This is a genomic window from Flavobacterium sp. FlaQc-57 (assembly GCF_044007395.1).
GTDB lineage: Bacteria > Bacteroidota > Bacteroidia > Flavobacteriales > Flavobacteriaceae > Flavobacterium.
The window spans coordinates 964,938-991,934 of record NZ_JBIPDA010000001.1; the positions used below are offsets into that span (position 1 = coordinate 964,938).

General features: G+C 33.8%; 22 protein-coding genes. 17 read left to right on the top strand and 5 right to left on the bottom strand.

The genetic code is table 11. The annotated features are described in order from the left end of the window. Positions 1 to 941 precede the first annotated feature (941 nt). The 5 genes from ACHRVZ_RS04075 to ACHRVZ_RS04095 all read left to right on the top strand — a co-directional run bounded on the left by ACHRVZ_RS04075 (position 942) and on the right by ACHRVZ_RS04095 (position 10,570). Positions 942 to 4,025 carry a SusC/RagA family TonB-linked outer membrane protein gene (locus ACHRVZ_RS04075; RefSeq protein WP_395420903.1) on the top strand — a complete coding sequence of 1,028 codons (3,084 nt, stop codon included), beginning with the start codon at positions 942 to 944 and terminating at the stop codon, positions 4,023 to 4,025. A 9-nt stretch (positions 4,026 to 4,034) separates the two neighbouring features. Further along, complete coding sequence (locus ACHRVZ_RS04080; protein ID WP_395420904.1) at positions 4,035 to 5,732, top strand: RagB/SusD family nutrient uptake outer membrane protein; 1,698 nt, start codon at positions 4,035 to 4,037, stop codon at positions 5,730 to 5,732. A gap of 90 nt (positions 5,733 to 5,822) precedes the next feature. Next, positions 5,823 to 7,145: a DUF3472 domain-containing protein gene (locus ACHRVZ_RS04085; protein WP_395420905.1), complete on the top strand. Its 1,323-nt coding sequence runs from the start codon at positions 5,823 to 5,825 to the stop codon at positions 7,143 to 7,145. Positions 7,146 to 7,267: 122 nt separating this feature from the next. After that, positions 7,268 to 8,623 carry a Gfo/Idh/MocA family protein gene (locus ACHRVZ_RS04090; protein WP_395421291.1) on the top strand — a complete coding sequence of 452 codons (1,356 nt, stop codon included), beginning with the start codon at positions 7,268 to 7,270 and terminating at the stop codon, positions 8,621 to 8,623. Positions 8,624 to 8,710: 87 nt separating this feature from the next. Continuing rightward, entirely contained in the window at positions 8,711 to 10,570 is a 1,860-nt protein-coding gene (locus ACHRVZ_RS04095; protein ID WP_395420906.1) for a beta-galactosidase family protein, read from the top strand. 81 nt (positions 10,571 to 10,651) lie between these two features. Here ACHRVZ_RS04095 and ACHRVZ_RS04100 read toward each other — a convergent pair whose 3' ends face one another. From ACHRVZ_RS04100 to guaA, 4 genes are all read right to left on the bottom strand, one after another. Next, positions 10,652 to 11,053 carry an OsmC family protein gene (locus ACHRVZ_RS04100; protein WP_395420907.1) on the bottom strand — a complete coding sequence of 134 codons (402 nt, stop codon included), beginning with the start codon at positions 11,051 to 11,053 and terminating at the stop codon, positions 10,652 to 10,654. Further along, a complete protein-coding gene (locus tag ACHRVZ_RS04105) occupies positions 11,053 to 13,134 on the bottom strand; it encodes a LysM peptidoglycan-binding domain-containing protein (RefSeq protein ID WP_395420908.1) in 2,082 nt (693 codons plus the stop codon). Before ACHRVZ_RS04105 ends, ACHRVZ_RS04100 begins: the two co-directional genes overlap by 1 nt. Before the next feature lie 198 nt (positions 13,135 to 13,332). After that, positions 13,333 to 13,611 (bottom strand): hypothetical protein, encoded by a 279-nt coding sequence (locus ACHRVZ_RS04110; protein ID WP_395420909.1) that lies wholly within the window; start codon positions 13,609 to 13,611, stop codon positions 13,333 to 13,335. Positions 13,612 to 13,658: 47 nt separating this feature from the next. Beyond that, on the bottom strand, positions 13,659 to 15,188 hold the full coding sequence (gene guaA, locus ACHRVZ_RS04115; protein ID WP_041519335.1) for a glutamine-hydrolyzing GMP synthase: 1,530 nt from the start codon (positions 15,186 to 15,188) through the stop codon (positions 13,659 to 13,661). A 240-nt stretch (positions 15,189 to 15,428) separates the two neighbouring features. Here guaA and ACHRVZ_RS04120 point away from each other — a divergent pair, with 240 nt between their 5' ends. Beyond that, positions 15,429 to 15,956 (top strand): hypothetical protein, encoded by a 528-nt coding sequence (locus ACHRVZ_RS04120; RefSeq protein WP_395420910.1) that lies wholly within the window; start codon positions 15,429 to 15,431, stop codon positions 15,954 to 15,956. A 104-nt stretch (positions 15,957 to 16,060) separates the two neighbouring features. On the opposite strand, the gene ACHRVZ_RS04125 is transcribed toward ACHRVZ_RS04120, so the two are convergent. Beyond that, on the bottom strand, positions 16,061 to 16,774 hold the full coding sequence (locus ACHRVZ_RS04125; RefSeq protein ID WP_395420911.1) for a hypothetical protein: 714 nt from the start codon (positions 16,772 to 16,774) through the stop codon (positions 16,061 to 16,063). 305 nt (positions 16,775 to 17,079) lie between these two features. Between ACHRVZ_RS04125 and ACHRVZ_RS04130 the strand changes: the two genes are divergently transcribed. The 11 genes from ACHRVZ_RS04130 to aqpZ all read left to right on the top strand — a co-directional run bounded on the left by ACHRVZ_RS04130 (position 17,080) and on the right by aqpZ (position 26,997). After that, complete coding sequence (locus tag ACHRVZ_RS04130) at positions 17,080 to 17,997, top strand: DnaJ C-terminal domain-containing protein (protein WP_395420912.1); 918 nt, start codon at positions 17,080 to 17,082, stop codon at positions 17,995 to 17,997. Continuing rightward, on the top strand, positions 17,990 to 18,295 hold the full coding sequence (locus ACHRVZ_RS04135) for a chaperone modulator CbpM (protein ID WP_395420913.1): 306 nt from the start codon (positions 17,990 to 17,992) through the stop codon (positions 18,293 to 18,295). The genes ACHRVZ_RS04130 and ACHRVZ_RS04135 overlap by 8 nt, the downstream gene beginning before the upstream one ends. Positions 18,296 to 18,694: 399 nt before the next feature. Beyond that, positions 18,695 to 19,078, top strand: coding sequence for a RidA family protein (locus tag ACHRVZ_RS04140; RefSeq protein WP_395420914.1), 384 nt, complete (start codon positions 18,695 to 18,697; stop codon positions 19,076 to 19,078). A 148-nt stretch (positions 19,079 to 19,226) separates the two neighbouring features. Continuing rightward, complete coding sequence (locus ACHRVZ_RS04145; protein ID WP_395420915.1) at positions 19,227 to 20,462, top strand: chloride channel protein; 1,236 nt, start codon at positions 19,227 to 19,229, stop codon at positions 20,460 to 20,462. 325 nt (positions 20,463 to 20,787) lie between these two features. Then, the gene (locus ACHRVZ_RS04150; protein WP_395420916.1) at positions 20,788 to 21,792 is read left to right on the top strand and encodes a bifunctional oligoribonuclease/PAP phosphatase NrnA; all 1,005 of its coding nucleotides are present in this window, start codon (positions 20,788 to 20,790) and stop codon (positions 21,790 to 21,792) included. A 7-nt stretch (positions 21,793 to 21,799) separates the two neighbouring features. Beyond that, complete coding sequence (gene gldI, locus ACHRVZ_RS04155; RefSeq protein ID WP_395420917.1) at positions 21,800 to 22,441, top strand: gliding motility-associated peptidyl-prolyl isomerase GldI; 642 nt, start codon at positions 21,800 to 21,802, stop codon at positions 22,439 to 22,441. A gap of 17 nt (positions 22,442 to 22,458) precedes the next feature. Next, positions 22,459 to 23,535 (top strand): peptidylprolyl isomerase, encoded by a 1,077-nt coding sequence (locus ACHRVZ_RS04160; RefSeq protein ID WP_395420918.1) that lies wholly within the window; start codon positions 22,459 to 22,461, stop codon positions 23,533 to 23,535. A gap of 37 nt (positions 23,536 to 23,572) precedes the next feature. Then, a complete protein-coding gene (locus tag ACHRVZ_RS04165; protein ID WP_395420919.1) occupies positions 23,573 to 24,709 on the top strand; it encodes a peptidylprolyl isomerase in 1,137 nt (378 codons plus the stop codon). A 210-nt stretch (positions 24,710 to 24,919) separates the two neighbouring features. Next, a complete protein-coding gene (locus ACHRVZ_RS04170; RefSeq protein ID WP_395420920.1) occupies positions 24,920 to 25,816 on the top strand; it encodes an EamA family transporter in 897 nt (298 codons plus the stop codon). Positions 25,817 to 25,903: 87 nt separating this feature from the next. Then, positions 25,904 to 26,260: a DoxX family membrane protein gene (locus ACHRVZ_RS04175; protein ID WP_395420921.1), complete on the top strand. Its 357-nt coding sequence runs from the start codon at positions 25,904 to 25,906 to the stop codon at positions 26,258 to 26,260. Between the two features lie 29 nt (positions 26,261 to 26,289). Then, on the top strand, positions 26,290 to 26,997 hold the full coding sequence (aqpZ, locus tag ACHRVZ_RS04180) for an aquaporin Z (protein ID WP_395420922.1): 708 nt from the start codon (positions 26,290 to 26,292) through the stop codon (positions 26,995 to 26,997).

Below are 26,997 nucleotides of genomic sequence, written 5' to 3' on the forward strand. Positions count from 1 at the left end.
AAACAAATATAACTTTCAGAAAAAGTCTATACCGTTCAAAAACAAAACAATAAAGTCATTCAAAGTAGATTTAGGTAAAATCTGTTTTGAATGACTTTTTTATTAACGGCCAAATCTCATTAACCTTTTTTTAGTCACCAGAAAATTATTAAAGCATTTTAAAATCATTTTTTAACGATTCAATATCATTTGATACAATTGCAATAAATGACTTCTAAACACAAAAAAACGACTTAATATCATTCATTTTCAAAGCAATTAAAAACTTTTATTTTTCCTTAAAATTTGATACCCGATTCTCAAAAAATAATAAATTTTAAAAAGCAATAAATTACATGTTTCAAAAAATTTAAAAACTTCAAAAAAACACTTTAAGGTACTTTTTTTTAAACGAAATAATTCGACACCATTATTGCAAAAAGTCAATGCTTTTAAGGCATTAAAAAACAGATTCAAAATGAATAAACCAGCAAAAAAACACTCGTTTTCACTTCACTAAAAAAACATATTTATTGTCAAAATTATTTATCAATGATTGCGATATTATCATAAATACAGATCACCATTTCGCATTATTTAACAATTAAACACAATCACTACATATACCCCTAAAATAAAGTACGCATTTTTTTGTACTTTATTTTAAAAATATCTTATTATTTTAAATTTAAAAAAGCGTTTAATGCAATTTTATGTGCTCGAGAACACTTATTTTGTGTGTTCGAGCACATTTTTTGTGTTTTTTCTTGGTTAGTAAAAATATAATCGATAGTTTCGTCAAATAATCTAAAAATAGAGCCAGATTTTTCGCTCTTTTTTAAACCTTTTAATCGGCATTATGTTCGTTTAAAAAGTAAAAAATCAAGGTTGAAAATTTATTTTTTTGAATAAAAAACAACCAAACAAAAAACACATTCTTTAACCAAAACCAAATCAAGAGTATGAAAGAAACATTCTCAAAAAAACCTAGAAATTTCAGGTTGCATACTGTACTTGAAAAAACTTTAAAAACGACATTACTTTCTTTGTTGGCTTTAAGTTTTCAAGATACCACTGCAGCAGCTTCAGAAGAAATTTCGAAAAGCGAAACTAGTTTTGTAGCATTTCAAAAAATAGTAAAAGGTAAAGTTGTTGATGAAAAAGGAATTCCGGTTCCTGGAGTAAATGTTATTATAAAAGGCACAACAAAAGGAGTTCAAACTGATATGGACGGAAGTTTTGCTATTGAAGTACCAAATGAAAGCGCTGTATTGGTCTTCACATTTTTAGGGATGCAAGATCTGGAAATGCCCGCAGGAAATGGTATTTTAAAAGTGGTAATGAAAGAAGCCGGCCAACAAATGGACGAAGTTGTCGTAGTTGGATACAGCAAAGTAAAAAAAGAAAGTCTGACCGGATCATTACAGACTTTAGACAATAAAAAAATCGTAGACGTAACCACGCCTAATGTTGAAAATATGTTGGCAGGAAAAGCCACTGGTGTATTTGTAAATACAGGTGGCGGACAGCCGGGAGCTGCAGCTAAAGTAATTATTAGAGGTAGAACAACTGTTAACGGTAGCACAGATCCTTTATGGGTAATTGACGGAGTTATTGTGGGGAATACTTCTGCAAATGTGAATCCGGCAGATATCGAAACTCTAACCGTTCTTAAAGATGCAGCTTCTACAGCTGTTTATGGATCTCAAGGAGCAAATGGTGTAATTGTAGTAACTACAAAAAGTGGAAAAAACGGAAAATCTACCATTAACTTTTCTGCAAAAACTGCTATGACTACCATAAACAATGGAAATTTCAAAATTATGAATGGCGCTGAATTATATGATTTATATGATTCATTTGCGAACAAAGAAACTTTTCAAAACGTTTGGTGGTGGAAACCTGAATTAAGAAACAAAAACTTTGACTGGTGGGATAATGCAACTCAAACGGGTATTGCTCAAGATTACAACTTATCATTTAGCGGTGGTGGCGAAAACTTTAAAAGTTATGTTTCTGTTGGTGTTTACAATGAAACTGGAGCTATTAAAGGCTACGACTACAAAAAATACAGTGGTCTTATGAAGTTTGAATACAAACCAAGCAGTTGGTTTACATTAAGACCTCAGGTAAATTTAACCAGAGAATCTACTTTAGACAAACAACATGATGTATATGCTCTGTATGCAAATATGCCTTGGGACAGCCCATATTTACCAGATGGCTCATTAGTAGGAAATGCACCAAACCCAACTTGGGTAAACACAACCGGATCAAACTACTTATATGATTTACAGTGGAATTATGGTGAATCTGAAACCTATACTGTTCGAACAAATCTTGATTTTGATGTTAAATTTACAAGTTGGTTGACTTTTTCATCTGTAAACAATTACATTTTTGGAAACTCAAATTCGAGTTATTATACAGATCCAAGATCAGCAAATGGAGTTTCAGTAAAAGGTAGAATAGAAGACAACTTTGATACTTATAACAGGATCTATACCAATCAATTGGTGAAATTCAATAAAACATTCAACAAACATTCTTTTAATGCCGTTGCCGGTTATGAGTGGAATGAGTACAATAAAAAATTTAGTCAGGCAATTGCAACGGGAATTCCTCCCGGAATTGTAGCTCCTGATGCTGCCGCAGTTCCTGAAAAGGTAGCTGGCGGAAGATCACAATGGGCTGTACAGTCTTTATTATCAAATGTAAATTACTCGTACGATAATCGTTATTTAGCACAGGTTTCATTCCGTCGTGACGGAGCATCAAACTTTGGAAAAAATGCACAGTATGGTAACTTTTACTCAATAAGTGGAGGATGGAACATTCATAATGAAGCATTCTTTCATGCAGATTATATCAACAACTTAAAACTTAGAGCAAGTTATGGTTCAGTAGGAAACAGACCAAACAGTTTGTACCCTCACCTGCCTTTATATTCTTTCTCGAAAAGCAGTTATAACGAAAGCCCCGGAGCGTTAATCTCACAATTGGCAAACCCTGATTTAAGTTGGGAAAAAACTTTTACAGGTGGTGTTGGTGTAGATGTAAGCTTCTTTAAACGAGTAAATATTACTTTAGATTATTACAATAAAAATACTTCTGGGTTATTATATCAAGTACCACTTCCGGGAGTAATTGGAATTAACAGCATTTGGAGAAACGTAGGTGCGGTAAACAATAAAGGTTTTGAAGCTTCTGTTAATGTTGATATCATTAAAAATGAAAACCTGAGCTGGTCTGTAGATGCTAATATTGGAACTAATAAAAATAAAGTAACAAGTCTATACGGAGATAAACAACAAATTATTGTTGGAGATGGTAGCGGAGCTGCTGGCTCTGCATCAAAATTATTAACTCCCGGAAAAGATGTTGACAGTTGGTATTTAACGGAATGGGCTGGTGTTAATCCTGAAAACGGAAAACCACAATGGTTCACTACAGATGCTTCGGGCGCACGTGTAAAAACAAGCGATTATGGTGAAGCTTCTAAAAATAGAAAAGTAATAGGAGCTTATACTCCCGACTTTTTTGGAGGATTCTCAACAAGTGTAAATTACAAGAATTTTGATTTTGCTGCTATTTTTAGTTATTCAGTTGGAGGTGAGATTTACAATTATGCAAGAGCAGAATTTGATTCAGATGGTGCTTATAATGATAGAAACCAAATGAAACTTCATAGTGGATGGAGTCGTTGGGAAAAACCAGGTGATATTGCAACACATCCGCAGGCACTTTATGATAACAATAGCCAATCAAACAAAGCATCTTCACGTTTCTTAGAAACAGGTACATACTTAAAAATGAGAAGTATCACTTTTGGTTATAATTTATCAATTGAGCGTCTTCATATTTCAAATTTAAGATTATACATCGCTGGAGAGAACTTGTTCACTATTAGCCATTATTCTGGCGTTGATCCTGAACTACCTCCAACTTATAATTCGGCAAACCAACAATACACTATTACGGGTGTTGCAACACAAGTATATCCTTCAACACGTAAAATTGTATTAGGACTTAACTTAACTCTATAAAACAGAATCATGAAAAAGATATTTATATTATGTATGGTAATTAGTTTTCTGTCCTCATGTGACTTAGACAGAGAACCGTTTAATGCATACACAAAAGACAAAATTGAAGAAGATAAAATAGCGGCCGTAGAAGTTTTATTAAATGGCTGTTATGCACAATTAAAAGGCTGGTCTGATGTTATGCACAGAGTTGGAGAATATCCTGGTGATAACATCATGATTAGAGGAACATCTACAGATGCATTTTACTCTTTTATTTCCTACCAGCATATTCCAGACAATGATAGACTATCTGTTTTTTGGAACAACAGTTACAAAATAATCTCACAATCGAGTGATTTAATGAAGATTATGACTGAAGGACAAAGCCCTGCTGTTGACCAGCAATTAGGTGAAGCTTACTATTTGAGAGGTATGGTTTATTTTTATTTATGTCGTGCTTACGGAAGACCTTATGCACAGTCACCAGAAACTAATTTAGGTGTACCAATTGTAAATGGTGTTCCGGCAGATTTAATCAATCTTACATTACCAGACAGATCAACAGTAAAAGATACTTATGCACAAGCTATTAGTGACTTGAAAAAGGCAGAATCTTTAATGACTGTTGACAGATCTGCAACATATGCGACTAAAGAAGCTGCTCAGGCAATGCTTTCGAGAGTATATTTGTATATGAGTGGTACGTATGAAAATCCGAATCAGGATTACGCAACACTATCTATCGAGTACGCTAATAAAGTAATCAATAGCGGAAAATACAAATTATTAAGCCGTGAAGGTTTTATGAAATCTAATACTTATGCACCAGATTCTGACGAACAAACAGAGACTATTTTTGCTGTTAAACGTGTAGCTTCAGAGTTTTCAGGATATGATCATTATTACGGGATTGGCGGTATGTATGCTAATATTCAAGGTCAGGGATGGGGCGAAATGTATGCTAGTGCAAAATACCTGGATTTATTAAGAAAATCAGGTTTAAAGAAAGATGCTCGCTGGGCTTTTATTGATCCGCAATACGATACGGATGAAGCTGGAACCAAAACTCAGGCATTCCGTTTTATTTACGACATTAAAAATACTGGCGGCACGCAAACTGGATATAATTACATGCAACAGCCGCTTAAAACAAAATCTAACGGTTCATATTATATTACAATTGGAACTACAGATTATAACTTAACAGTAGTAAACGCAGCCGAAAATCAGTATTCAATTGTATACGAAGGCAAAACTTACACAGGAGAAAAAGACTATATGATGTTATTAAATCGTGTATATCCAATGTATTACGTCACAAAATGTTCTTTACAAAATAATGATTCTCACCTATACTCTCCTCCTATCTCAAAATTAGATGAGTTGTATTTGAATATGGCAGAAGCCTACGTTAAAAAAGGTGATTACAACAGTGCTTTAACGAACTTAAATATTATTCGTGAAAGATCAATTGTGGGCGGAAGTTATACATCATTAGACAATACGAATGCAATACAGCGTGTAGACGAAGAACGTCAGTTAGAATTAGCTTTTGAAGCACATCGTGGTTATGATGTTTATAGAAATGGTCAAACAATGACACGCCGTTATCCTGGTCCACATTTACCAATGGTAGACTGGCCGGCTACAAGCCCAAGAGTGGTACAATATATTCCTCAATCGGAGATTAATGCGTATCCTGGAACTTTGACACAAAATCCATAATTTTTTAGGTTTTTGTTTTTTGAAGCCTCTCTAATTGTATTGATTAGAGAGGTAATTCAAAAAGAAGAAAAGAAACTAATTATCTATATAATGAAAAACTTATTTTACTTATCACTGGCTTCATTATTAATGTCTTTTTGTTATCCTGACAATAATGAGAATAGTACTAAAAATGATCCCATAGAGAGTCCAAAAACTTCAATTTCCTTACCTCTGGCCGGTAATGCTTACAGTTCTAAACATGTAGAAGAAAGCAATACAATTACAGATAATGGTATAGAAAACTGGACAAACTCCGGAGAATTTTTCACAGCTTATTTTAGAATTTACAAACCGGGAACATTCCAAATTACAGTTGAAGAATCAGTAATCGTTGACGGAAAATCAGAAATCGAATTCTCAATTAATAACGAATCCAAAAAAGTAAAATTTGACACTTCAAAAAAAGCAGTTACTATTGGAAGTTGGAAAATTAATAAAGAAGGTTATGTTGCTATCAAAATAAAAGGAATCAGCAAAACCGGAAGGCAATTTCCATCTATTAATCGTCTAACTATTTCGAGTGTAGACTATGATGGTAAAATCTCTTATGTCCCAAATAATGAAGGAAACTTTTATCACTGGGGACGTCGCGGACCATCGGTACATTTAAATTATCAAGTGCCTGAAACTACAAATGCCGAATGGTATTACAACGAACTTACTGTTCCTGTAAATGAAGACAAAATTGGGTCTTACTTTATGGCAAATGGTTTTGGCGAAGGCTACTTTGGAATTCAGGTTAACTCTGCAACTGAACGAAGAGTTTTATTCTCCGTTTGGAGTCCGTTCACAACAGATGATCCTGCCAGTATTCCTGAAACTCATAAAATTAAAATGCTTAAAAAAGGAGAAAATGTTCATACCGGAGAATTCGGAAACGAAGGATCTGGAGGGCAAAGCTATCTGAAATACAATTGGAAAGCCGGAAACACTTATAAGTTTTTACTTCACGGAATTCCTCAAAATAACAATAGTACCAATTATACTGCTTATTTTTATGCTCCAGAGCTTAAAAAATGGCTTTTAATTGCTAGTTTTAATCGTCCGGAAACCAATACGTATTTAAAAAGATTTCATTCATTTTTAGAAAATTTTATTCCGGAACAAGGAGATTTATCTCGTAAAATCTTATTCAATAATCAATGGATTTGCGATGATAAAGGTGTTTGGACAGAAATAAATTCAGCTCGTTTTACAACAGATAATACAGGCGTAAAAGAATACCGAATGGATTATGCAGGCGGACTTGACAAAGAGTCATTTTATTTAAAAAACGGAGGCTTTTTTAATAACAACACACCGCCAAAGACAATTTTCACAAGAACTTTGACAAATAAAAAGCCCGAAATAAATTTTACTAATTTACCTTAAACAGGTATATTTTTAAAACTAAACAACAACACAACAAAAACAATTTTTCCGATAATCCTATTTCGATTATCATCATTTCAAATCAAATTATTTAAATTATGAGAACTAGTATTTTAAAATTCATGTTAGTCGCTTGTCTTTTGTTTGGATGGACAATTGCCTCGGCTCAAATGATTAAAACCAAAACTCCCGCACGTGCAAAAGGACAACAAGATGTCTTGCGTTTAGCAACTGCTCCTATTCCAACAGTTCGTGTCGCTTTTATTGGTTTAGGAATGCGTGGCCCAGGAGCTGTAGAGCGTATGACACACATACCTGGTGTAGAAATCGTTGCACTTTGTGATATGACTGAAAAAAACACACAATCGGCAAACGAAATTTTAACAAAAGCCGGGCTTCCTAAAGCACAAGAATTTTTTGGAGATGAAAATGCATGGAAAAAAGTAACAGCATTACCAAATGTTGATTTGGTGTACATCGCTACTGATTGGAAACACCATGCGCAAATTGGTGTTCAGGCAATGAAAGACGGAAAACACGTTGCTATTGAAGTTCCAGGCGCAATGACAATGAAAGAAATCTGGGATCTTATCGATACTTCAGAAAAAACTCGTAAACACTGTATGCAACTTGAAAACTGTGTGTATGACTTTTTTGAGCTTACTACTTTAAACATGGCACAACAAGGTTTGTTTGGAGAAATTCTTCATGCTGAAGGTTCTTACATTCACGGTCTTCAACCTTTCTGGGGAGAATACTGGAACAACTGGAGAATGGATTACAACATCAAACACCGTGGTGATATCTACGCAACACACGGTATGGGGCCAGCTTGTCAGGCTTTGAATATTCACCGTGGTGATAAAATGAATTTCTTAGTTTCTATGGATACAAAAGCAGTTGGAAGTCCTGCTTACATTAAAGAAAAATCAGGTCAGGAAATTAAAGATTTCAGAAATGGAGATCACACAATGACAATGATTCGTACTGAAAACGGAAAAACAATCCAAATTCAACACGATGTTACTTCACCTCGTCCATACAGCAGAATGTACCAATTAAGCGGAACAAAAGGTTTTGCTAACAAATATCCGTTAGAAGGTTATGCTTTAGATGGTAAGGAATTAGGAGATGATGTAAAACCAAATCACGAAAAATTAAGTGCACACTCATTCGTTCCTGAAGAAGTTAAAAAAGCATTAATGGAAAAATACAAACACCCAATTGTAAAAAACATTGAAGAGCAAGCTAAAAAAGTTGGTGGTCACGGCGGAATGGATTTCGTTATGGATTATCGTTTGATTCACTGTTTACAAAAAGGACTTCCGTTAGATATGGATGTATACGATTTAGCTGAATGGTCTTGTTTAGGTCCATTAACAGAAATCTCACTTGATAACGGTTCTGCTCCGGTAGAAATTCCTGATTTCACTCGTGGAGGCTGGAACAAATTACAAAAGTTAGAGTTTTCAGAATAAAATTTTATTGGTTAGTTGAAAGAAAGTTAGAGGGCAAGTCATGGTGCCCTCTTGCTTGTTTTATAACAATTCTAAATGAAAATCAAAATGAGAAAAATATACCTTATAATTCTGTTTTCAATGTTTACTGTTTCACTTGTAAAAGCGCAACAAAAACAAACTTTCGCAATAAGTGAAGGGAATTTTCTATTGAATGGAAAACCAGTTCAAATTCATTCTGGCGAAATGCATTATTCACGTATTCCACAACAATATTGGCGTCATCGCTTGAAAATGATGAAAGCAATGGGATTAAATGCCGTTGCGACATATGTATTTTGGAACTATCATGAAATTGCTCCCGGAGTTTGGGATTTTAAAACCGGAAACAAAAACTTAGCCGAATATATTAAAATAGCTCAGGAAGAAGGTTTATTAGTTATTCTTCGTCCAGGCCCTTACGTTTGTGCAGAATGGGAATTTGGAGGCTATCCATGGTTTTTACAAAACGTTCCAAATATGGTTATTCGTGGCAATAACAAGGAATATCTAACAGCAACAAAAGCTTATTTTACTGAACTGTACAATCAGGTTAAGGATTTACAAATTACCAAAGGCGGGCCAATTATTATGGTTCAGGGCGAAAATGAATTTGGCTCTTATGTTGTACAACGCAAAGATGTACCATTAGAAGAACATAAAAAATATAGTGCCGCGGTTTTTCAGCAATTAAAAGACATCGGTTTTGAAGTTCCCTTTTTTACTTCAGATGGAAGTTGGCTATTTGAAGGAGGTGCTTTGCCTGGCGCATTGCCAACTGCAAATGGTGAAAGTGATATTGCCAAGTTAAAAACTGTAGTCAATCAATTCAATAACGGACAAGGGCCTTATATGGTTGCCGAATTTTATCCGGGTTGGTTAGATCATTGGGCAGAGCCATTCCCAACACAAACTCCGGAAGAAACCGTTCGTCTAACGCAAAAATATCTCGACAACCAGGTTTCATTCAATTATTATATGGTACATGGCGGCACTAATTTTGGGTTTACATCAGGCGCAAACTATGACAAAGAGCACGACATTCAACCCGATATGACGTCATACGATTATGACGCTCCAATTAGCGAAGCCGGTTGGGCAACTCCAAAATACAATGCGTTAAGAGAAATATTAAAAACAAACGAAACTCCTGCAGTTCCAGAAAAAATAGCTGTCATAACAATTCCGAAAATTGCCTTAACAAAAGTGGTTGATTTAGCCGATTTAAAAGCTAAAATTACGCCCGTTATAAACGACAATCCTTTGTCATTCGAACAACTAAATCAAGGCGATGGTTATGTTTGGTACAGCAAAAGATTCACACAGCCTATTAGTGGAAAACTAGAACTAAACGGATTACGTGATTATGCAATCGTATATGTAAATGGCAAAAAAGTAGCTGAATTAAATCGTTATTATAAAAAATACGATTGCGAAATTGATGTTCCCTTTAATGCTACTTTAGATATTGTTGTCGAAAATATGGGACGCATTAACTATGGTTCTCAAATTAATGCGAACAATAAAGGAATCATTAGCCCTGTTATTATCAATGGAGAAACAATTACCGGAGATTGGAAAATGTATCAATTGCCAATGGCTTCAGAACCTAATTTAGAATCTTATAAAAACTCTGGAAAGATAAATCGTCCTACTCTATATCAAGGAACTTTCGATCTTAAAAAAACCGGAGATACTTTTCTGGACATGCGCGACTTTGGTAAAGGAATCGTTTTTATAAACGGAATCAATATTGGTCGTTACTGGAGTGTTGGTCCACAACAAACGCTATATTTACCGGGTTGCTGGCTTAAAAAAGGCAAAAATAATATTGTGATTTTTGAACAGAAAAATGAAACAATTCAAAAAGAAGTAAAATCTATTGCGACTCCAATTTTAGAAGATCTAAAACCTGAAAAAGGACAGTAACTCTTTTAGACGTAATTATTTAAAAACAAAAAACCATTCATTTACATGAATGGTTTTTTCGTTACATATAAATTCTAAAAATTACTTCCAGTTAAAAGTAATTTTCTTTTCAATTTCTGAACTTAAACTCAAAAAAACGGGGCAAGTCATACCTGCTCGCTCAAGAATAATTCTGCTTTTTTCATCTTCAACACCTTGCATATCAAAAACAATTTCAATTGCCCCAATTCTTCTTGGTTCAGCATTCATTATTTTAGTTACTTCTGCCGTCGAACCAGTAAAATCTACATTCAAATCGCGTGCTTTGATTCCCATAATAGTCAACATACAGCTTGCTAAAGCATTGGCAACTGTATCTGTTGGAGAAAACGCCTCTCCTTTTCCGTTATTATCTACTGGCGCATCAGAGATGATTTCACTACCTGATTGCACATGAATTGATTTTGTTCTTAAATCTCCTAAATAGGTTACTTTTGATGTCATTAATTTGCTACTTTTAAAGTTAAATCACTATCGTAATATAATATGTAAACACCTTTGTTTGCGTGCCCACCATCTTCTTTTTTATAAAACTGAAATTTATTATCAACTTGCTCAGTTGTCATTAAATCTGCTGTTTCCTGATATGTTTTTCCTTGTACTAAACGCATCATTGTATCAAAAGTTACATCGAATCCGCGTGTCGCATAAGTATTTGGATTTACTTTATTTTTCAGTCTATACTCTTTTTCAAAAATTAAAACAGCAGCTTCATCACTTTCACGAGTTACAGACGGATACATTAATTTTAGTTTTACCAAATTGTCAAAACTAATTTCGTCAGTATCAAGTGTACTGTTTGGTTCTAAGATTACTAATTGCACCTGACATGTTTTTTGTGCATCAATCAAAGCTTTAATTGTCGTTTTAACCATTGCAGTATTTGCCGTTTCCATTACCACATAATTCATTCTATTTGGTAATAATAAACTCTTTAAACTAGCAACATCTAAACCACCAGTTTCTGTTAAACCGGCAAAAACAACCCCTTTTTGATTCTGTTTAATATAACTTATAACTGATTCTTTCTTCTTATCCACAACGGCAACAATATTCCCGTTTTTCGCACGCATAAAATCAAAAACGGCATTTCGAACGACATCATTTGATGGAATTGTCTGGTACAAATTATCAATCGGGTTTGCTTTATCTTTAGACAATGGCGAAATCACCGGAACATTGTACAAACGCAATGTGTTTGCCGTAGATTCTGCATTACTTTGATAAAATGGTCCAATAATAGCGTCTGCATCCTGCAATTTATTCTGAGCTATCAAACTCGAAACATTAGAGCTATTTTTAGTTTCCTGAGAATCATAAATCGCCACATCAATTGGCAATTTTAATGTTTTAGCAGAGTCTATTGCCATCATCGCACCTGAATAAAAATCCAAAGTCATATTCAAAAACTTATCACTTTTAATTCGATTTGCAGTGCTTGTTGTATCGTTTTGCATTTTTGCTAAGTTGAAAGGCAATAGTAAAACTAATTTCTTACGATCAGTTTGTCCTCTTTTCTTAGTCAACTCAACTATTTCAGGATTAGCCGAAACTGTTTCAGATTTCACTTTATCTACAATTTGTATACCACCTGTATTGGTATTTTCAATCGCTTTTTCAACAGGTTGCTGCTGTGCGATAATAGGCGCTGGTGCCAAATATCCTGCAGGAACTTTTAAAACCATTCCTTCTTTAACTCCTTCAGCAAGAAACGGATTTAAAGCGGTTAATTCTTCTTGACTTATATGAAAAGTTCTGCCTAAACTATAAAAAGTTTCTTTTGGTTTTACCTGATATTCCATATAAGAAACTGCTTTTTTAGGAGTTTCAGTTGTTTTTTTAGGTTCAGCAGGTTTTACAGTATTAGTTACGGGTGCAGCCGAAGTTTCGGTTTTTGGAGCCGTTCCTTTTATAGTCAAACGATATCCTATTGGTAAATTTGAAACAATTTCAGGATTTCTTTTTTCTAAATCTTCAATAGTAGTATTATACTTTTTAGCTATTGAAAATTTAGTTTCTTTTGCTAAAACATCATGATACACATATTTTTCTTTTGCTTTTTCACTAACTACTTTATTAACTACAGGAGTTTTTACTAATGCTCCTTTTGCCGGAATCACCAATTTTTGTCCAATTTGAACACCATCCTTCACCAAAAAAGGATTTGCGGCTTTCAAAGCTTCGTCAGAAATGCCATATTTTTTTTCGATACTATAAAAAGTTTCTTTTGGCTGTACCTCATGAATAACTTCTTTTGAATTTCCTGCGGGTTTTGCCACAACAGTTTCTGCTTTAACAGTTGTTTTTGCACCATTGGTAGGAATTAATAAAACCGTATTAGGTTTTACACCATTTCTAGCATCTGGATTTAAAGAATAAATATCATAAGGTGTAACCTTAAATTTTACAGCAATTTGGTTAATAGTTTCCCCGCTTGAAACCGTGTATTTAACCACTTTTTCTTGCGAAAATGCAGTACTGGTTACAAAAAAAACTAATGACAATAATGTTGAATAATATTTCATAATAAGGCTTAAAACAATTTAATTTCTAATTCAAAACAAGTTAGTAATTTCTCTTTAAATCAAGATTCTTGCCACTTGTTAATTTAGTGGTAATTATTCTCTCAGATCAATTTCTACCTTAGCAATAATAACTTCTTTATATAACTCATCTTCTTCCTTTTTCTTGCATTGATACAAAACTTCTTCCATATTTTGGTACTAATCTGAGTAAACATAGTACGAAAGACTGTTGATATTAAAAAAGAAACTAGTGTTAAAATCACCAGAGTCAATGAGTTTCATAATGAACTTATCTCTCAATGTTGAGTCTGTAAATATACCTAAAACTAAGTAATAGCTGTTTGAAACTTCTTTAAGATTATTATAAACTTCAAACTTTACTGTTTTCTCCTCTCTAAGAGGGTTTTCCATGAGTTCATGCATCATTTCTTCTAATGAAATTATCTTCGAAACTTTCATAAAAATAGAAATGCCCATATAAAAAATATGGGCATTTCTATTAAATATTTAAATGAGAATCAATACTATTCCCACTCAATTGTTGCTGGCGGTTTTGAGCTGATATCGTAAACTACACGATTCACTCCTTTTACTTTATTTATAATGTCATTAGACACTTTCATTAAGAAATCATATGGTAAATGAACCCAGTCAGCCGTCATACCATCTGTAGATTCAACAGCTCTCAGCGCTACTACTTTCTCATAAGTACGCTCATCACCCATAACACCAACGCTGTTTACAGGAAGTAAAATTGCTCCAGCCTGCCAAACTTTATCATACAATCCCCAAGATTTTAATCCGTCGATAAAAACAGCGTCAACATCTTGCAAGATCTGAACTTTCTCTGGAGTAATATCTCCTAAAATTCTAATTGATAATCCTGGACCCGGAAAAGGATGCCTTCCTAATAATTCAGGATCTATTCCTAAAGTAGCCCCAACTCTACGAACTTCGTCTTTAAACAACATTCTAAGTGGTTCTACAATTTTTAATTTCATATAATCCGGCAATCCACCTACATTATGGTGCGATTTAATAGTTGCCGATGGTCCTTTTACCGAAACTGATTCGATTACGTCAGGATAAATAGTTCCTTGCGCCAACCATTTTACGTCTTCGATTAAGTGTGATTCATCATCAAAAACTTCGATAAATACACGACCAATTGTTTTACGTTTGGTTTCAGGGTCACTAATTCCTGCTAATTCGCTCAAGAAACGATCTCCGGCATCTACTCCTTTTACATTCAATCCCATTCCTTTGTATTGATCCAATACGTTTTGGAATTCGTTTTTACGAAGTAAACCGTTATTTACAAAAATACAGTATAAGTTTTTTCCAATTGCCTGGTGTAATAAAACTGCCGCTACAGTAGAATCTACTCCGCCTGACAATCCTAAAACTACTTTATCATTACCTAATTTCTCTTTTAATTCGCCCACCATTTCTTCAACGAAAGCATTTGGTGTAAAGTTTTGAGGAACTTCAGCAATATCTACTAAAAAGTTTTTTAGCATTTTTGATCCATCAGTAGAGTGAAAAACTTCTGGATGATATTGTATAGCATAAGTTGTTTCGCCTTCAATTTTATAAGCAGCATATTCTACGTCATGCGTACTTGCTAATTTAACTGCATTTGTTGGTAAAGCCTTGATACTATCACTATGACTCATCCAAACCTGGCTGTTTTCTGAAACTCCATTAAAGAAAGTTTCACCTTCTTTAATATAAGATAAATTAGCTCTACCATATTCTCTGGTGTTCGAAGCTGCTACTTCACCTCCACTAAAATGAGCTAAGTATTGTGCTCCGTAACAAACCGCCAACATAGGTAGTTTGCCTCTAATTTGAGATAAATCAGGATGTGGAGCGTCTTCTGCACGAACAGAAAATGGGCTTCCTCCTAATATTACGGCTTTATAAGGTGATAAATCACTAGGAAAGTGATTGTAAGGGAAAATTTCGCAGAATATATTTAATTCGCGAACTCTACGCGCAATAAGCTGAGTATATTGCGATCCGAAATCTAAAATAAGTACGTTGTGTTGCATGCGCAAAAATACTTTTTATATTCGAATTTGAAAAATCGTAAGGCTAAAAAAATATTTTTTTTTAGCCTTACGATTTTTAAGCACAATCCCGAAGTTTCGAAACAAAGTTGCAAAGGTTCAAAGTTTTTAAAATCTTTAAGCATAGTTTTTTCTTTGAACCTCTGAACCTTTGTAACTTTGAACCTGAAAAAGAAAATCCAAATCTATAAGAAATTCGTACTTGAAGAAAAAACTATATTTATGAAATCAAAAATTATTACAATTGCCCTTTTGTTATCCTTATCACTAGCTTCTTGTAGTGCTGTTGATGATTTACTAAGCTTTAGTATCTCGAATGAGACATCTATAAAAATAAAAAGTACGTCACCAATCAATTTACCCTCAGAAATAATTACTCCCGATGTTACAACCAATTCATCGTCCCAATTTGAAAACAATAAAACGAAGGCAAGTTTAGTAAAAGATGTAAAACTAAGATCTCTAAAGTTATCGATCACAGATCCCTCAGACAAAACTTTTACTTTTTTAAAATCTGTTCACCTGTATATTTCAACAACAGATTCTGACGAAATAGAATTGGCCTATCAAGACAATGTAAATGCAACAACAAATATGATTGATTTGATTTGTACTGATAAAAAATTAGACCAATACATTAAGGCTGATAAATATAAAATCAGAACTAAGGTGACCCTAAAAGAAACACTTACAAAAGATGTAACCTTGAAAGCAGAAATAAAGTTTAGAGTAACTGCGGATCCTTTCTAATCTAAGATACTAAGGCTCTGAGACGCTAAGGTTCTAAGTAAGATTTACTGAACAAAAAAAAACTCAGAGCCTTAGTATCTTAGCAACTTAGAACCTCTAAGAAACTACTCTTTCGTAACAATAATTGATGCCTTAAATCCGGCGGCAAGATTGTCCCAATAATCATTGGTTACTAATTGTCCTTTATCATCGTAAACCTGAATTTCGGCAGTATTCCCGCCTAAGGTTCCAATATTTAGAGCTTCGAAATCTAATTTATTAAAGCCATCTACCAACATAATTTTTACATCTTTAAAACTGGCATCTAAAAACAACTGATCTCTTATTACTTTATCATTTGATGATACTTTTACTAAATCGCCGTCGATGGCACCAAAATCACGGAATTTCACAATAAAGTATTGCGATTTTGTTCTAAAGTCTCCTAACGAAATATTCCTTTTTACCAATGTTCCGCGTCCTTCTTTCAGACCTGCATCTTTTAAAGCTTTGTCTAAATCTTTCTCCATTTTTGGTACAAAACGATCGCCGGGATTAGCAAAATCTGTTTCTGTCGACATCGTGAACTTGCTTTTCTCTACTCCTATTTGCAATTGAGATTTTGGAGTAATACTGGTATGATCAAAAACATTTGGCACCTTAATACTTGGCATATCTAAATTATCTGCTTGCGGATCTTTTACTTCCGGAATAGGTGTCTTTTTGGGTTTTGCTCCAAATTTTGGTGCTGCAATAGGTTTGAATTTTGTACCAAATTCAGTCTGTGCTGATACTGTGACAGCTGTAAAAAATAATATGAAAAATAAAATTTGCTTCATTGAAAAAATATTATCGAATGGGGCTTTTATAACTTTTATAAAATCAGAGTATAGCATCACAAAAATAGTATAATTTAGTTAGGCGCTACAACTTTAAGACTATTATAACAATATATTAGGCATTTTTTTAGAATCAAAAAACCTGCCAAAAGTGCAACATTAAAAATCAAAAAAAATAATATTCAAAAATATCGAAAAACTTAAAACGAAAGATTTATCTTAAAAAATCCTACATCATTTTGATAATTAACAACTTATTCCTAACTTCAATATTTTAATTTACCTTTATTAAAAAATACAAGCAAATGGACTACATTGACTATTATAAAGTATTAGAAATTACGAAAACGGCAACAGAAGCCGAAATCAAAAAAGCATATCGAAAACTAGCTCGAAAGTATCATCCTGATTTGAATCCGAATGATAAAGAAGCTGAAAAAAAATTCAAGGAAATAAATGAAGCCAATGAAGTTTTAAGCAATCCTGAAAATCGTAAAAAATACGATAAGTACGGAAAAGACTGGAAACATGCTGATGAATTTGAGAAAGCGGGTTACGACCCAAATCAGCAGCAATATTCCCGACAACAACAAGGTGGCCAAAGCTATTCTGATTTTGGTGGAGATTTTTCTGGAAGTGATTTTTCAGATTTTTTTAATTCGATGTATGGTTCAGCCGGAAGAAGTTCAAGAGGCAAAGCCAAATACAGAGGACAAGATTTTAATGCCGAATTACAATTAGATTTAAAATCAGCCTACACTACCCACAAACAAAATCTGAGTGTAAACGGTAAGAATATTAGAATTACAATTCCTGCAGGTGTAGAAAACGGTCAGATTATAAAAATTCCAAATCATGGTGCGCCTGGTGCAAACGGAGGTCCAAATGGAGATTTATATATTACGTTTTTAATTGAAAATGACTCCGATTTTAAACGAGAAGGCAATAATTTATATGCCGATGTTGATCTGGATTTATATACTGCTATTTTAGGAGGAGAAATTTATGTGAACACTTTTGATGGAAAAGTAAAAATAAAAGTCGCTCCTGAAACTCAACCCGGAACTAAAGTAAAATTAAAAGGAAAAGGATTCCCGGTGTATAAAAAAGAGAATCAATTTGGCGATTTATATATTACGTATACTTTAAAAATTCCAACCAAATTATCTGTAAAAGAAAAAGAATTATTCGAAGAATTAGCTAAATTAAGAAAACATGAATAATAAAGACTTAATTCAAATAAAACAGTTTTGTTTGTATCACGAAATTGAAAATTCATTTATAACAGAATTACACAATTTTGGTTTAGTAAAAATTGTTATTCTCGAAGAAGATGAATATTTGCAGCCGGAACAGTTACCTGCTGTCGAAAAAATGATTCGTTTGCATTATGATCTCAAAATCAACATTGAAGGTATTGATGCTATCGCAAACTTATTAAACAAAATTGAAGTGCTGCAACAAAATCTTACAGCGACTCAAAATAAACTCAGACTTTACGAACAGTTTCAAATTGAATAAGGAGCTAAATGCATTATTTTTTTGCCACAGATTTCACAGATTAAAATGATATATGCTTTTTTTGCCACTACCCGAGCGATAGTGAATAGGCGAAGCGATTTCATAAATTTATAGGAATCAAATTGGTGGAAATTAATCGAAATTTATGACAATAACTTCACATAAATAAATAATCCTTAAAATCTGTGAAATCTGTGGCGATAAAAAAATCATCTTTGCGTTTGATTAAACTTTTACAAATTGTTGTATTGGTCAAAATATCACAAAAAAGAATGATTTACGAAGTGATTTCAAACTAATTACATCCCTTTTCATCTTCATATTTTATAAATTGCAACGAAATTAACGAACCAGAATTTGTTTTTAAAAATGTAAAAACAATTCAAAAAAACATAAAAAATGAAAAGAGAAAACATCTTAACAGGATCACCTTGGGAGGACAAAATGGGATATTGCCGTGCGGTAAGAATTGGCAATATTATTGAAGTTTCAGGAACTGTGGCCATTGTTGATGGAGAAAAAGTAAAAGCTGATGACGCTTATGCTCAGACTTATAATATCTTAGAACGCGTTGAAAAAGTTTTAGAAGATCTAAATGTGGGAATGAAAGACGTTATCAGAACCCGCATTTTCACTACTGACATTACTTCGTTTGAAGAAGTAGCCAGAGCACACTCTGCATTTTTTAAAGATGTAAAACCTACAACCGGATTTTATGAAATCAGCAAATTGGTTGCACCTGAATATTTAGTTGAAATTGAATTTACAGCTGTAATTCAGTAGCTATATTTTTTTTGCTACGAATTTTACTAATTTTTGCGAATTATTTTTTTGCTACGGATTAAAAGATTTAAAAACATTAGTTTTGATAACGATTTTAAAATTCGTGTTGATTCGTGAAATTCGTGGCTAAAAAAACACCTTAAATTTAATGACTTCTCAGACCCCAGAACAAATACTTTTCGCAACTTTCAAATGGATTCTCATTTGTATTTTGATAGGTATTTTGTCTGGCTCTGCTTCTGCCTTTTTCTTAGTTTCTCTGGAATGGGTTACACAATTTAGAATCCAACATGATTGGATTATCTGGTTTTTGCCTTTCGGTGGATTATTAGTTGGGTTGAGTTATTACTATTGGGGCGAATCTGTGGTAAAAGGCAATAATTTACTACTCGAAGAATACGACAATCCTAAAAAAGTTATTCCGTTTAAAATGGCTCCTTTGGTACTTTTAGGAACCTTGCTTACACACTTATTTGGAGGTTCTGCAGGCCGAGAAGGTACTGCTGTTCAAATGGGTGGCGCAATTGCCGATCAATTCACTAAAATTTTCAATTTAGACAATGCCGAACGAAAAATTCTAATTATTCTCGGAATTAGCGCTGGTTTTGCATCCGTTTTCGGAACTCCTTTAGCAGGCGCTATTTTTGCGTTGGAAGTGTTATATTTCAGCAAGATCAATTTCAAAAGCATTCTTTTATCGTTTTTGGTAGCTTATGCGGCTTACTTTACAGTAGAATTTTGGCAGGTAAAACATACTCATTACAGCATTCCTATTGTTCCAGAATTTACTTTCAGTAGTTTACTTTATACTGTATTTTTAGGGCTTTTATCTGGTTTGGCTGCTTTATTATTCGCAAGAAGTACCCATTTTTGGAGTTCTCTTTTCTCAAAAGCCATCAAATACCCGCCTTTGCGACCGTTTGTTGGAGGAATCATTTTAGCTATCGCATTTGCTGGATTTGGATTCACACAATTTTCTGGTCTTGGTGTTCCTTTTATAGTTGACTCCTTTAATCATCCAAATGCATGGTATGATTTTCTTCTTAAAATTCTCTTTACTGGATTTACTTTAGGTGCCGGTTTTAAAGGAGGCGAAGTAACACCGTTGTTTTTTATTGGCGCAGCTTTAGGCAGTTCATTATTTTTCATAATTCCAATGCCAATTGCCCTTTTAGCAGGAATGGGATTTGTAGCCGTGTTTTCTGGCGCTACTCATACCCCTATAGCTTGTACCATTATGGGAATCGAACTTTTTGGAATACAACCTGGACTTTTTATTGCGATCGCATGTACAGTTGCATACTTCTCATCAGGTTCTGTGGGGATTTATAAATCGCAAATTGTAAAGGGCGCTAAGTATAAATTGTATCAAAAATGGCTTTAATGTAGTTTTCAGTCACAATGTAAAGTCACAGTTTACTATGTCAGTTTGCACTAAAACTTCAAATTGATTTGTTTCTAAAGAACTTAAACGTACCGACATAAAAAATCTGCTTAAATCTGTCCGTTCACTCTAGCGAATCAGTTTCATCTCCAGATGTTTTTTTATTTTCAAAGTCGACGCAATTCCAAATACTAAAAACCGAAACTATAAACTGTAAAGTGTGACTGCAAACTGCGACTGTTAACTGCGACTGCAAACTTATAAAAGTGTGTTAATCTGCAAAATGATTTCAACATTACATTAAAAAAATGTAAATTCGCACACTATGAAAATACAAGATATTCAAGCGATACAATTATTACTCGCAAGCCCAAAGAAAATCGCCATAATTCCGCATAGAGGTCCTGACGGCGATGCTATGGGTTCAACCTTAGCCTTATACCACTTTTTATTAAAAAACAATCACCAGCCAACCGTGATTGCTCCAAACGATTTTCCCGATTTCTTAGCTTGGCTTCCTGGTTCTGAAACAGTAAAAATATTTGAAAAAGACACTGAAAATTGTACTAAAATATTACAAGAAGCAGAGTTAATTTTTACACTCGATTTTAATGCTTTTCATCGTACTGGTGAAATGGAACATACTTTAGCAAAACTAACTGCTCCATTCATTATGATTGATCATCATCAAAAACCGGATGATTATGCTGCTTTTATGTATTCAGATACTTCATTTGGATCTACTTGCGAAATGGTGTATAATTTCATTTCATTTTTAGATAAAAAAGAAGATTTAGACAAAACAATTGCCACTTGCATTTATACGGGAATTTTGACTGATTCTGGTTCGTTTCGTTTTCCCGGAACAACAGGAAACACACACCGAATTATCGCAGAATTGATCGATTTAGGAGTTGAAAACACTCAAATTCCTGTTTTATTATTTGATAATAGCTCGTACAGCCGTTTGCAATTATTAGGTCGTGCTTTACAGAATTTAAAAGTTCTTGAGGAACACAAAACATCATATACTTCGCTTACACAGAACGAACTGGATTCTTTCAATTACGTAAAAGGTGATACTGAGGGAATTGTTAATTATGGTTTAAGCATAAAAGGTATCGTTTTTACTGCTATTTTTATCGAAAATAAAGACGAGAAAATCATCAAAATATCTTTCCGCTCTCAAGGTGGATTTGATGTTAACCAATTTGCAAGAGATCACTTTAATGGCGGCGGACATAGTAATGCCGCCGGTGGACGATCTGACGTTTCGATGGAAGAAACCTTGAATAAATTTGAAGATTTAGTCAATAAACTAAAAATATAACTCAATTATGAACTACTTAAAACAAAGCATTTACATCCTACTTTTTGCTGTTTTATTTGTTAGCTGTAAACAACATGAAGAAGCTAGAAGACCTATTTCACAGGCTTCCGGCACTTTTATGAAAACATCAGTTGACCGAAATAAAAAACTGGTAGCCAATGAAGAAGATGTTATCAAAAAAATCATCAAAAACAATCCTAAAGTAAAATATTACGCTACAAGAAAAGGATATTGGTTTACATATGATGAAAAAAGCGCTACAGAAACTGCAACTCCTAAACAAGGAGACATTGCTTATTTTAATTTAGAAGTTAAAGATATTAACGGAAAAATTATTTATTCTGAGGCTGATATTGGCCCGCAAACTTATTATGTTGACAAGCAAGACATCATGATGGGATTGCGCGACGGAATTAAGTACATGAAAAAAAATGAAACTGTTACTTTCTTGTTTCCGTCTCATATTGCTTACGGATACCATGGAGACAATAAAAAAATTGGAACCAATCAACCATTGATCTGCACTGTTACACTACGTAATTTTGTTCCGGACCCAGCTGCGAAACCAGCAACAGTTGTTGGACAAGCTCCAAAAACAATAGCTCCAAAAGCTCCAACTCAAACTAAAAAAGATACAATAAACCCATAAAAAACAACATTTTAAAAATGAAAAAAAGTATTTTATTATTACTATTAGCCGTTGGCTCATTTTATTCTTGTAAGGACGAACACAGCAACTTACCTGATGGTTTATATGCCGACATTGAAACCAATAAAGGCCATATTATTGTTGAGTTAGATTATAAAAAAGCACCTGTAACAGTAGCTAATTTTGTAACCTTAGCAGAAGGTAAAAATGAGTTTGTAACAAAAGATTACTTAAAAAATAAACCTTTTTATGACGGTTTAAAATTTCATAGAGTGATTGATGGTTTCATGATTCAAACAGGAGATCCTGAAGGAACTGGTTCTGGAGACACAGGATACAAATTTAAAGATGAAATCACCGATTTAAAATTTGACAAAGCAGGTGTTTTGGCAATGGCAAATAACGGCCCGGGAACAAACAGCAGTCAGTTTTTCATCACACATGTTGAAACTCCTTGGTTAGACGGAAAACATACAATTTTTGGTCATGTAGTTGAAAAAGGTCAAGAAGTAGTAAACCAAGTAAAACAAGATGATAAAGTTGTTTCTGTAAAAATCATCAGAAATGGTGAAGCAGCTAAAAAGTTTGATGCTGTGAAAACATTTCATGACTATTTTTCAGAAATCGCAAAAGAAAAAAGTAAATACACCGGAGTTCAAGCAGAGAAAGTAGCTTATTTTGCTTCCGTTAAGCCAAAAACAACTAAAACAAGTTCAGGTTTAGAGTTTTTAATTACTGAAAAAGGTACAGGTAAAAAACCAGCAACCGGAGCTCAGATATATATCAATTATTCAGGTTTCTTAGAAAACGGAACTTTGTTTGACTCAAGCGTTGAAGAAGTGAATAAAGCTTTTGGGAAATTTGATGCAGCGAGAGCAGAACAAAAAGGTTACCAGCCAATTCCATTTCAAGCAGGTCGTAAAGACGGTATGATTCCGGGATTTATTGAAGGAATTGAACAACTTTCATTTGGAGATAAAGCAATATTATTTATTCCATCTCATTTGGCATACGGACCAACAGGTGCGGGAGATGTAATTCCGCCAAATGCTAATATTATTTTCGAAATTCAATTATTAGAAAAGCCACAATAAATTTTTAAAGAACAACATAGACATAAATTCAGAACTCATGAAGTTTAAATTTCTATTTTTATTTTGTTTGGCAATGGTAAACATCCAAGCACAAACGACAAAAAAACCGGTTACTAAACCAAAAGCTCCTGCAGCAAAAGTAAAAGCAGCAGCTCCAGCAAATCCTAATGACGGTATCTTTGCTACAATTTCTACAACAAAAGGCGATATCGTCGTATCTTTAGAATACATAAAAACGCCGGTAACTGTTGCAAACTTTATTTCTTTGGCTGAAGGTACTAATCCTAATGTAAAAGTGGAAAAACTTAAGGGAAAGCCATTTTATGATGGTTTAAAATTTCATAGAGTTATCAATGATTTTATGATTCAAGGAGGAGATCCTGACGGAAATGGTTCAGGAGGTCCCGGATATGCATTTAAAGACGAATTTGTTGAAGAATTAAAATTCGAAAAAGGTGGCGTTTTAGCAATGGCTAATTCCGGACCTGCGACAAACGGAAGTCAATTCTTTATCACACATAAAGAAACTCCATGGTTAAACGGAAAACATACTATTTTTGGTCATGTAGTTTCAGGAATGGACAATGTAAATAAAATTGTTCAGGATGATATCATGACAAAAATAACCATTACCCGCAAAGGTGTAGCGGCTAAAAAATTTGATGCAGTAAAAGTCCTGGCTGATGATGTTAAAAAACAAGAGGCTAAAAAAGCTGAAGGTCAAAAAGTAGTTACTCAAAAAGCAGCATATTTTGCCGCTACTAAAGCCAAAGCAACTACAACAGCATCTGGTTTAAAATATGTTATTACACAAAAAGGAACTGGTATTAAAGGTGCTGAAGGATCAAATATTTATTTTCATTATGCAGGATATTTTGAAGACGGAAAACTTTTTGACAGCAGTATCGCTAACGTAGCAAAGGCATACGGTCAATATGATGCAAACCGCGATGCTCAAAAAGGCTATCAGGCTTTTCCTTTTGCTGTGGGTAAAAAAGATGGGATGATTCCTGGTTTTATCGAAGCTTTAGACATGATGACTGATGGAGAAAAAGCAATATTCTTTCTTCCGTCAAATCTAGCTTATGGAGAAAAAGGCGCCGGAGGAGTTATTCCGCCAAACGCAACTTTAGTTTTTGAAATTGAAACTTACAAAGAGCAACCTGTAAAGTAGTTTTAACTTCTTTATCAGACATAAAATGAACCGCCAAAAAAATATTTTGGCGGTTTTTTTGTTTATGATGATTCTGTCAATTCTTCAATTTTAGAACTTCATAAAAGAGCAAAAACAAAGTAATACCAACGTTTATACATATTTTCTATCAAATCCTAAACAAAATAACTTACCTTTGCCGGCTTTAATTTTTAAAATAAACAAGTTAAGATGTCACAAAATCACGTATTAAAAGGAGTATTTTTCGTTGCTTTAGGAGCCACAACTTACGGAATGTTAGCCACTTTTGTAAAAATGGCTTACTCTGAAGGATTTACTACTGCCGAAGTAACAACCTCTCAATTTGTACTCGGAATTCTTGGTATTTTACTTATAAATGCCTTCCAGAAAATAAAACATAAAGAAAATGTTGTAAAAGCTACACCAAAAAATATCTTCAGTTTAATGCTTGCCGGTACATCATTAGGAATGACAAGTTTGTTTTATTATTTAGCAGTAAAATACATTCCAGTTTCTATTGGTATCGTTCTATTGATGCAAACGGTATGGATGGGTGTTTTACTGGAAATGATTTTAGAAAAAAAACTACCTTCAAAACAAAAAGTGATCGCCGTATTTATTGTACTTATCGGAACTGTTCTGGCGACAAACATTCTTAATAATGAAATACAATTAGATTGGAGAGGTATTGCGTGGGGAGTTTGTGCTGCCGCGTCTTTTACTACAACTATGTTTACTGCAAATCGTGTAGCTACAGAAATCTCATCTGCGCAACGTAGCCTATATATGCTTTTAGGAGGTGCAATAATTGTATTTTCTTTTGCATTTGCTACTCAAATAACACCTTTTAACCTGAGCATTTTTGCAAAATGGGGAATTATACTTGCTCTTTTTGGAACAATTATTCCTCCAATGTTGATGAATATAGGTTTCCCTTTAACTGGTATTGGTCTAGGAAGTATTGTTTCTGCACTTGAACTTCCTGTTTCTGTAATGATGGCTTTCGTTTTATTAAATGAAAAAGTCATCCTAATTCAATGGGTCGGAATTGTTTTAATCATCCTTGCCATTATTATTATGAACGTAAATTTTAAACGTAAAAACTAGCCTGTTTTGAATAGGCTTAAAAAAAAGAGCCTTGTAATGCAATAATTGTTAATTTTTTTATAAATTCGTGATAAACAATAATATATCATGAATTTATCTTGGCATTTATATTTGATGGCTTTTCTTTATATAATTGCCGGAATCAATCATTTTAGGAACCCTAAAATGTATCTTAAAATAATCCCACCTTATTTTAAAAACCCTAATTTAATAAATATTTTAAGCGGAGCGTCTGAGATCATATTAGGTGTACTCCTAACTCTTTCTATTACAACACGTTTTGCAGCTTGGGGAATCATTGCACTGTTAGTAGCTGTGTTTCCAGCAAATTTATTTATGTTTCAAAATAAAAAAGCAAGTTTTAATTTACCAAAATGGATTTTATTTGTACGTTTGCCCTTACAGTTAGTTCTGATTTTTTGGGCATACCAATATACCCTTTAACGATCAACTATTAATTAAAATTATTTATTATGAAAAAATTATTTGCAGAGTTTTTTGGAACTTATTGGCTAGTTTTTGGAGGTTGTGGAAGCGCACTTTTTGCAGCAGGAATTCCTAATTTAGGAATTGGCTTTGCCGGAGTAGCATTGGCCTTTGGTTTAACAGTTCTAACAATGGCATATGCTGTTGGGCACATTTCTGGCGGACACTTTAATCCAGCCGTATCATTTGGTTTATGGGCCGGAGGTAGATTTCCTGCCAAAGACCTTTTACCGTACATTATTTCACAATGTGTGGGTGCACTTGCTGCAGCCGGTACTTTATTTATCATTTGGTCAGGTAAAGCAGGAAATGTAATTAACAACACACAAGCCGGAGCTTTTGCATCAAATGGTTATGGGGCATTTTCGCCTGATGGGTATTCATTACAATCTGCTTTTATCGCTGAGTTTGTATTGACATTATTTTTCTTATTAGTTATTTTAGGTGCAACCGATAAATTTGCAAACGGAAGATTTGCCGGAATTGCAATTGGTTTAGCCTTAACGTTAATTCACTTAATCAGTATTCCAATTACAAATACTTCTGTGAATCCTGCCAGATCGTTATCTCAAGCAATTTTTACTGGCGGAGAACCATTGTCTCAAGTTTGGCTGTTTTGGGTAGCCCCAATTCTAGGTGCTATTGTAGCCGGATTTATTTATAAAACATTATTACAAAATCACGCTGAAGCGTAA

Excerpts from the sequence above, each read along its gene's own strand:
- ACHRVZ_RS04075 (WP_395420903.1), top strand. The coding sequence starts at position 942 with ATGAAAGAAACATTCTCAAAAAAACCTAGAAATTTCAGGTTGCATACT.
- ACHRVZ_RS04080 (WP_395420904.1), top strand. The coding sequence starts at position 4,035 with ATGAAAAAGATATTTATATTATGTATGGTAATTAGTTTTCTGTCCTCA.
- ACHRVZ_RS04085 (WP_395420905.1), top strand. The coding sequence starts at position 5,823 with ATGAAAAACTTATTTTACTTATCACTGGCTTCATTATTAATGTCTTTT.
- ACHRVZ_RS04090 (WP_395421291.1), top strand. The coding sequence starts at position 7,268 with ATGTTAGTCGCTTGTCTTTTGTTTGGATGGACAATTGCCTCGGCTCAA.
- ACHRVZ_RS04095 (WP_395420906.1), top strand. The coding sequence starts at position 8,711 with ATGAGAAAAATATACCTTATAATTCTGTTTTCAATGTTTACTGTTTCA.
- ACHRVZ_RS04100 (WP_395420907.1), bottom strand. The coding sequence starts at position 11,053 with ATGACATCAAAAGTAACCTATTTAGGAGATTTAAGAACAAAATCAATT.
- ACHRVZ_RS04105 (WP_395420908.1), bottom strand. The coding sequence starts at position 13,134 with ATGAAATATTATTCAACATTATTGTCATTAGTTTTTTTTGTAACCAGT.
- ACHRVZ_RS04110 (WP_395420909.1), bottom strand. The coding sequence starts at position 13,611 with ATGGGCATTTCTATTTTTATGAAAGTTTCGAAGATAATTTCATTAGAA.
- guaA (WP_041519335.1), bottom strand. The coding sequence starts at position 15,188 with ATGCAACACAACGTACTTATTTTAGATTTCGGATCGCAATATACTCAG.
- ACHRVZ_RS04120 (WP_395420910.1), top strand. The coding sequence starts at position 15,429 with ATGAAATCAAAAATTATTACAATTGCCCTTTTGTTATCCTTATCACTA.
- ACHRVZ_RS04125 (WP_395420911.1), bottom strand. The coding sequence starts at position 16,774 with ATGAAGCAAATTTTATTTTTCATATTATTTTTTACAGCTGTCACAGTA.
- ACHRVZ_RS04130 (WP_395420912.1), top strand. The coding sequence starts at position 17,080 with ATGGACTACATTGACTATTATAAAGTATTAGAAATTACGAAAACGGCA.
- ACHRVZ_RS04135 (WP_395420913.1), top strand. The coding sequence starts at position 17,990 with ATGAATAATAAAGACTTAATTCAAATAAAACAGTTTTGTTTGTATCAC.
- ACHRVZ_RS04140 (WP_395420914.1), top strand. The coding sequence starts at position 18,695 with ATGAAAAGAGAAAACATCTTAACAGGATCACCTTGGGAGGACAAAATG.
- ACHRVZ_RS04145 (WP_395420915.1), top strand. The coding sequence starts at position 19,227 with ATGACTTCTCAGACCCCAGAACAAATACTTTTCGCAACTTTCAAATGG.
- ACHRVZ_RS04150 (WP_395420916.1), top strand. The coding sequence starts at position 20,788 with ATGAAAATACAAGATATTCAAGCGATACAATTATTACTCGCAAGCCCA.
- gldI (WP_395420917.1), top strand. The coding sequence starts at position 21,800 with ATGAACTACTTAAAACAAAGCATTTACATCCTACTTTTTGCTGTTTTA.
- ACHRVZ_RS04160 (WP_395420918.1), top strand. The coding sequence starts at position 22,459 with ATGAAAAAAAGTATTTTATTATTACTATTAGCCGTTGGCTCATTTTAT.
- ACHRVZ_RS04165 (WP_395420919.1), top strand. The coding sequence starts at position 23,573 with ATGAAGTTTAAATTTCTATTTTTATTTTGTTTGGCAATGGTAAACATC.
- ACHRVZ_RS04170 (WP_395420920.1), top strand. The coding sequence starts at position 24,920 with ATGTCACAAAATCACGTATTAAAAGGAGTATTTTTCGTTGCTTTAGGA.
- ACHRVZ_RS04175 (WP_395420921.1), top strand. The coding sequence starts at position 25,904 with ATGAATTTATCTTGGCATTTATATTTGATGGCTTTTCTTTATATAATT.
- aqpZ (WP_395420922.1), top strand. The coding sequence starts at position 26,290 with ATGAAAAAATTATTTGCAGAGTTTTTTGGAACTTATTGGCTAGTTTTT.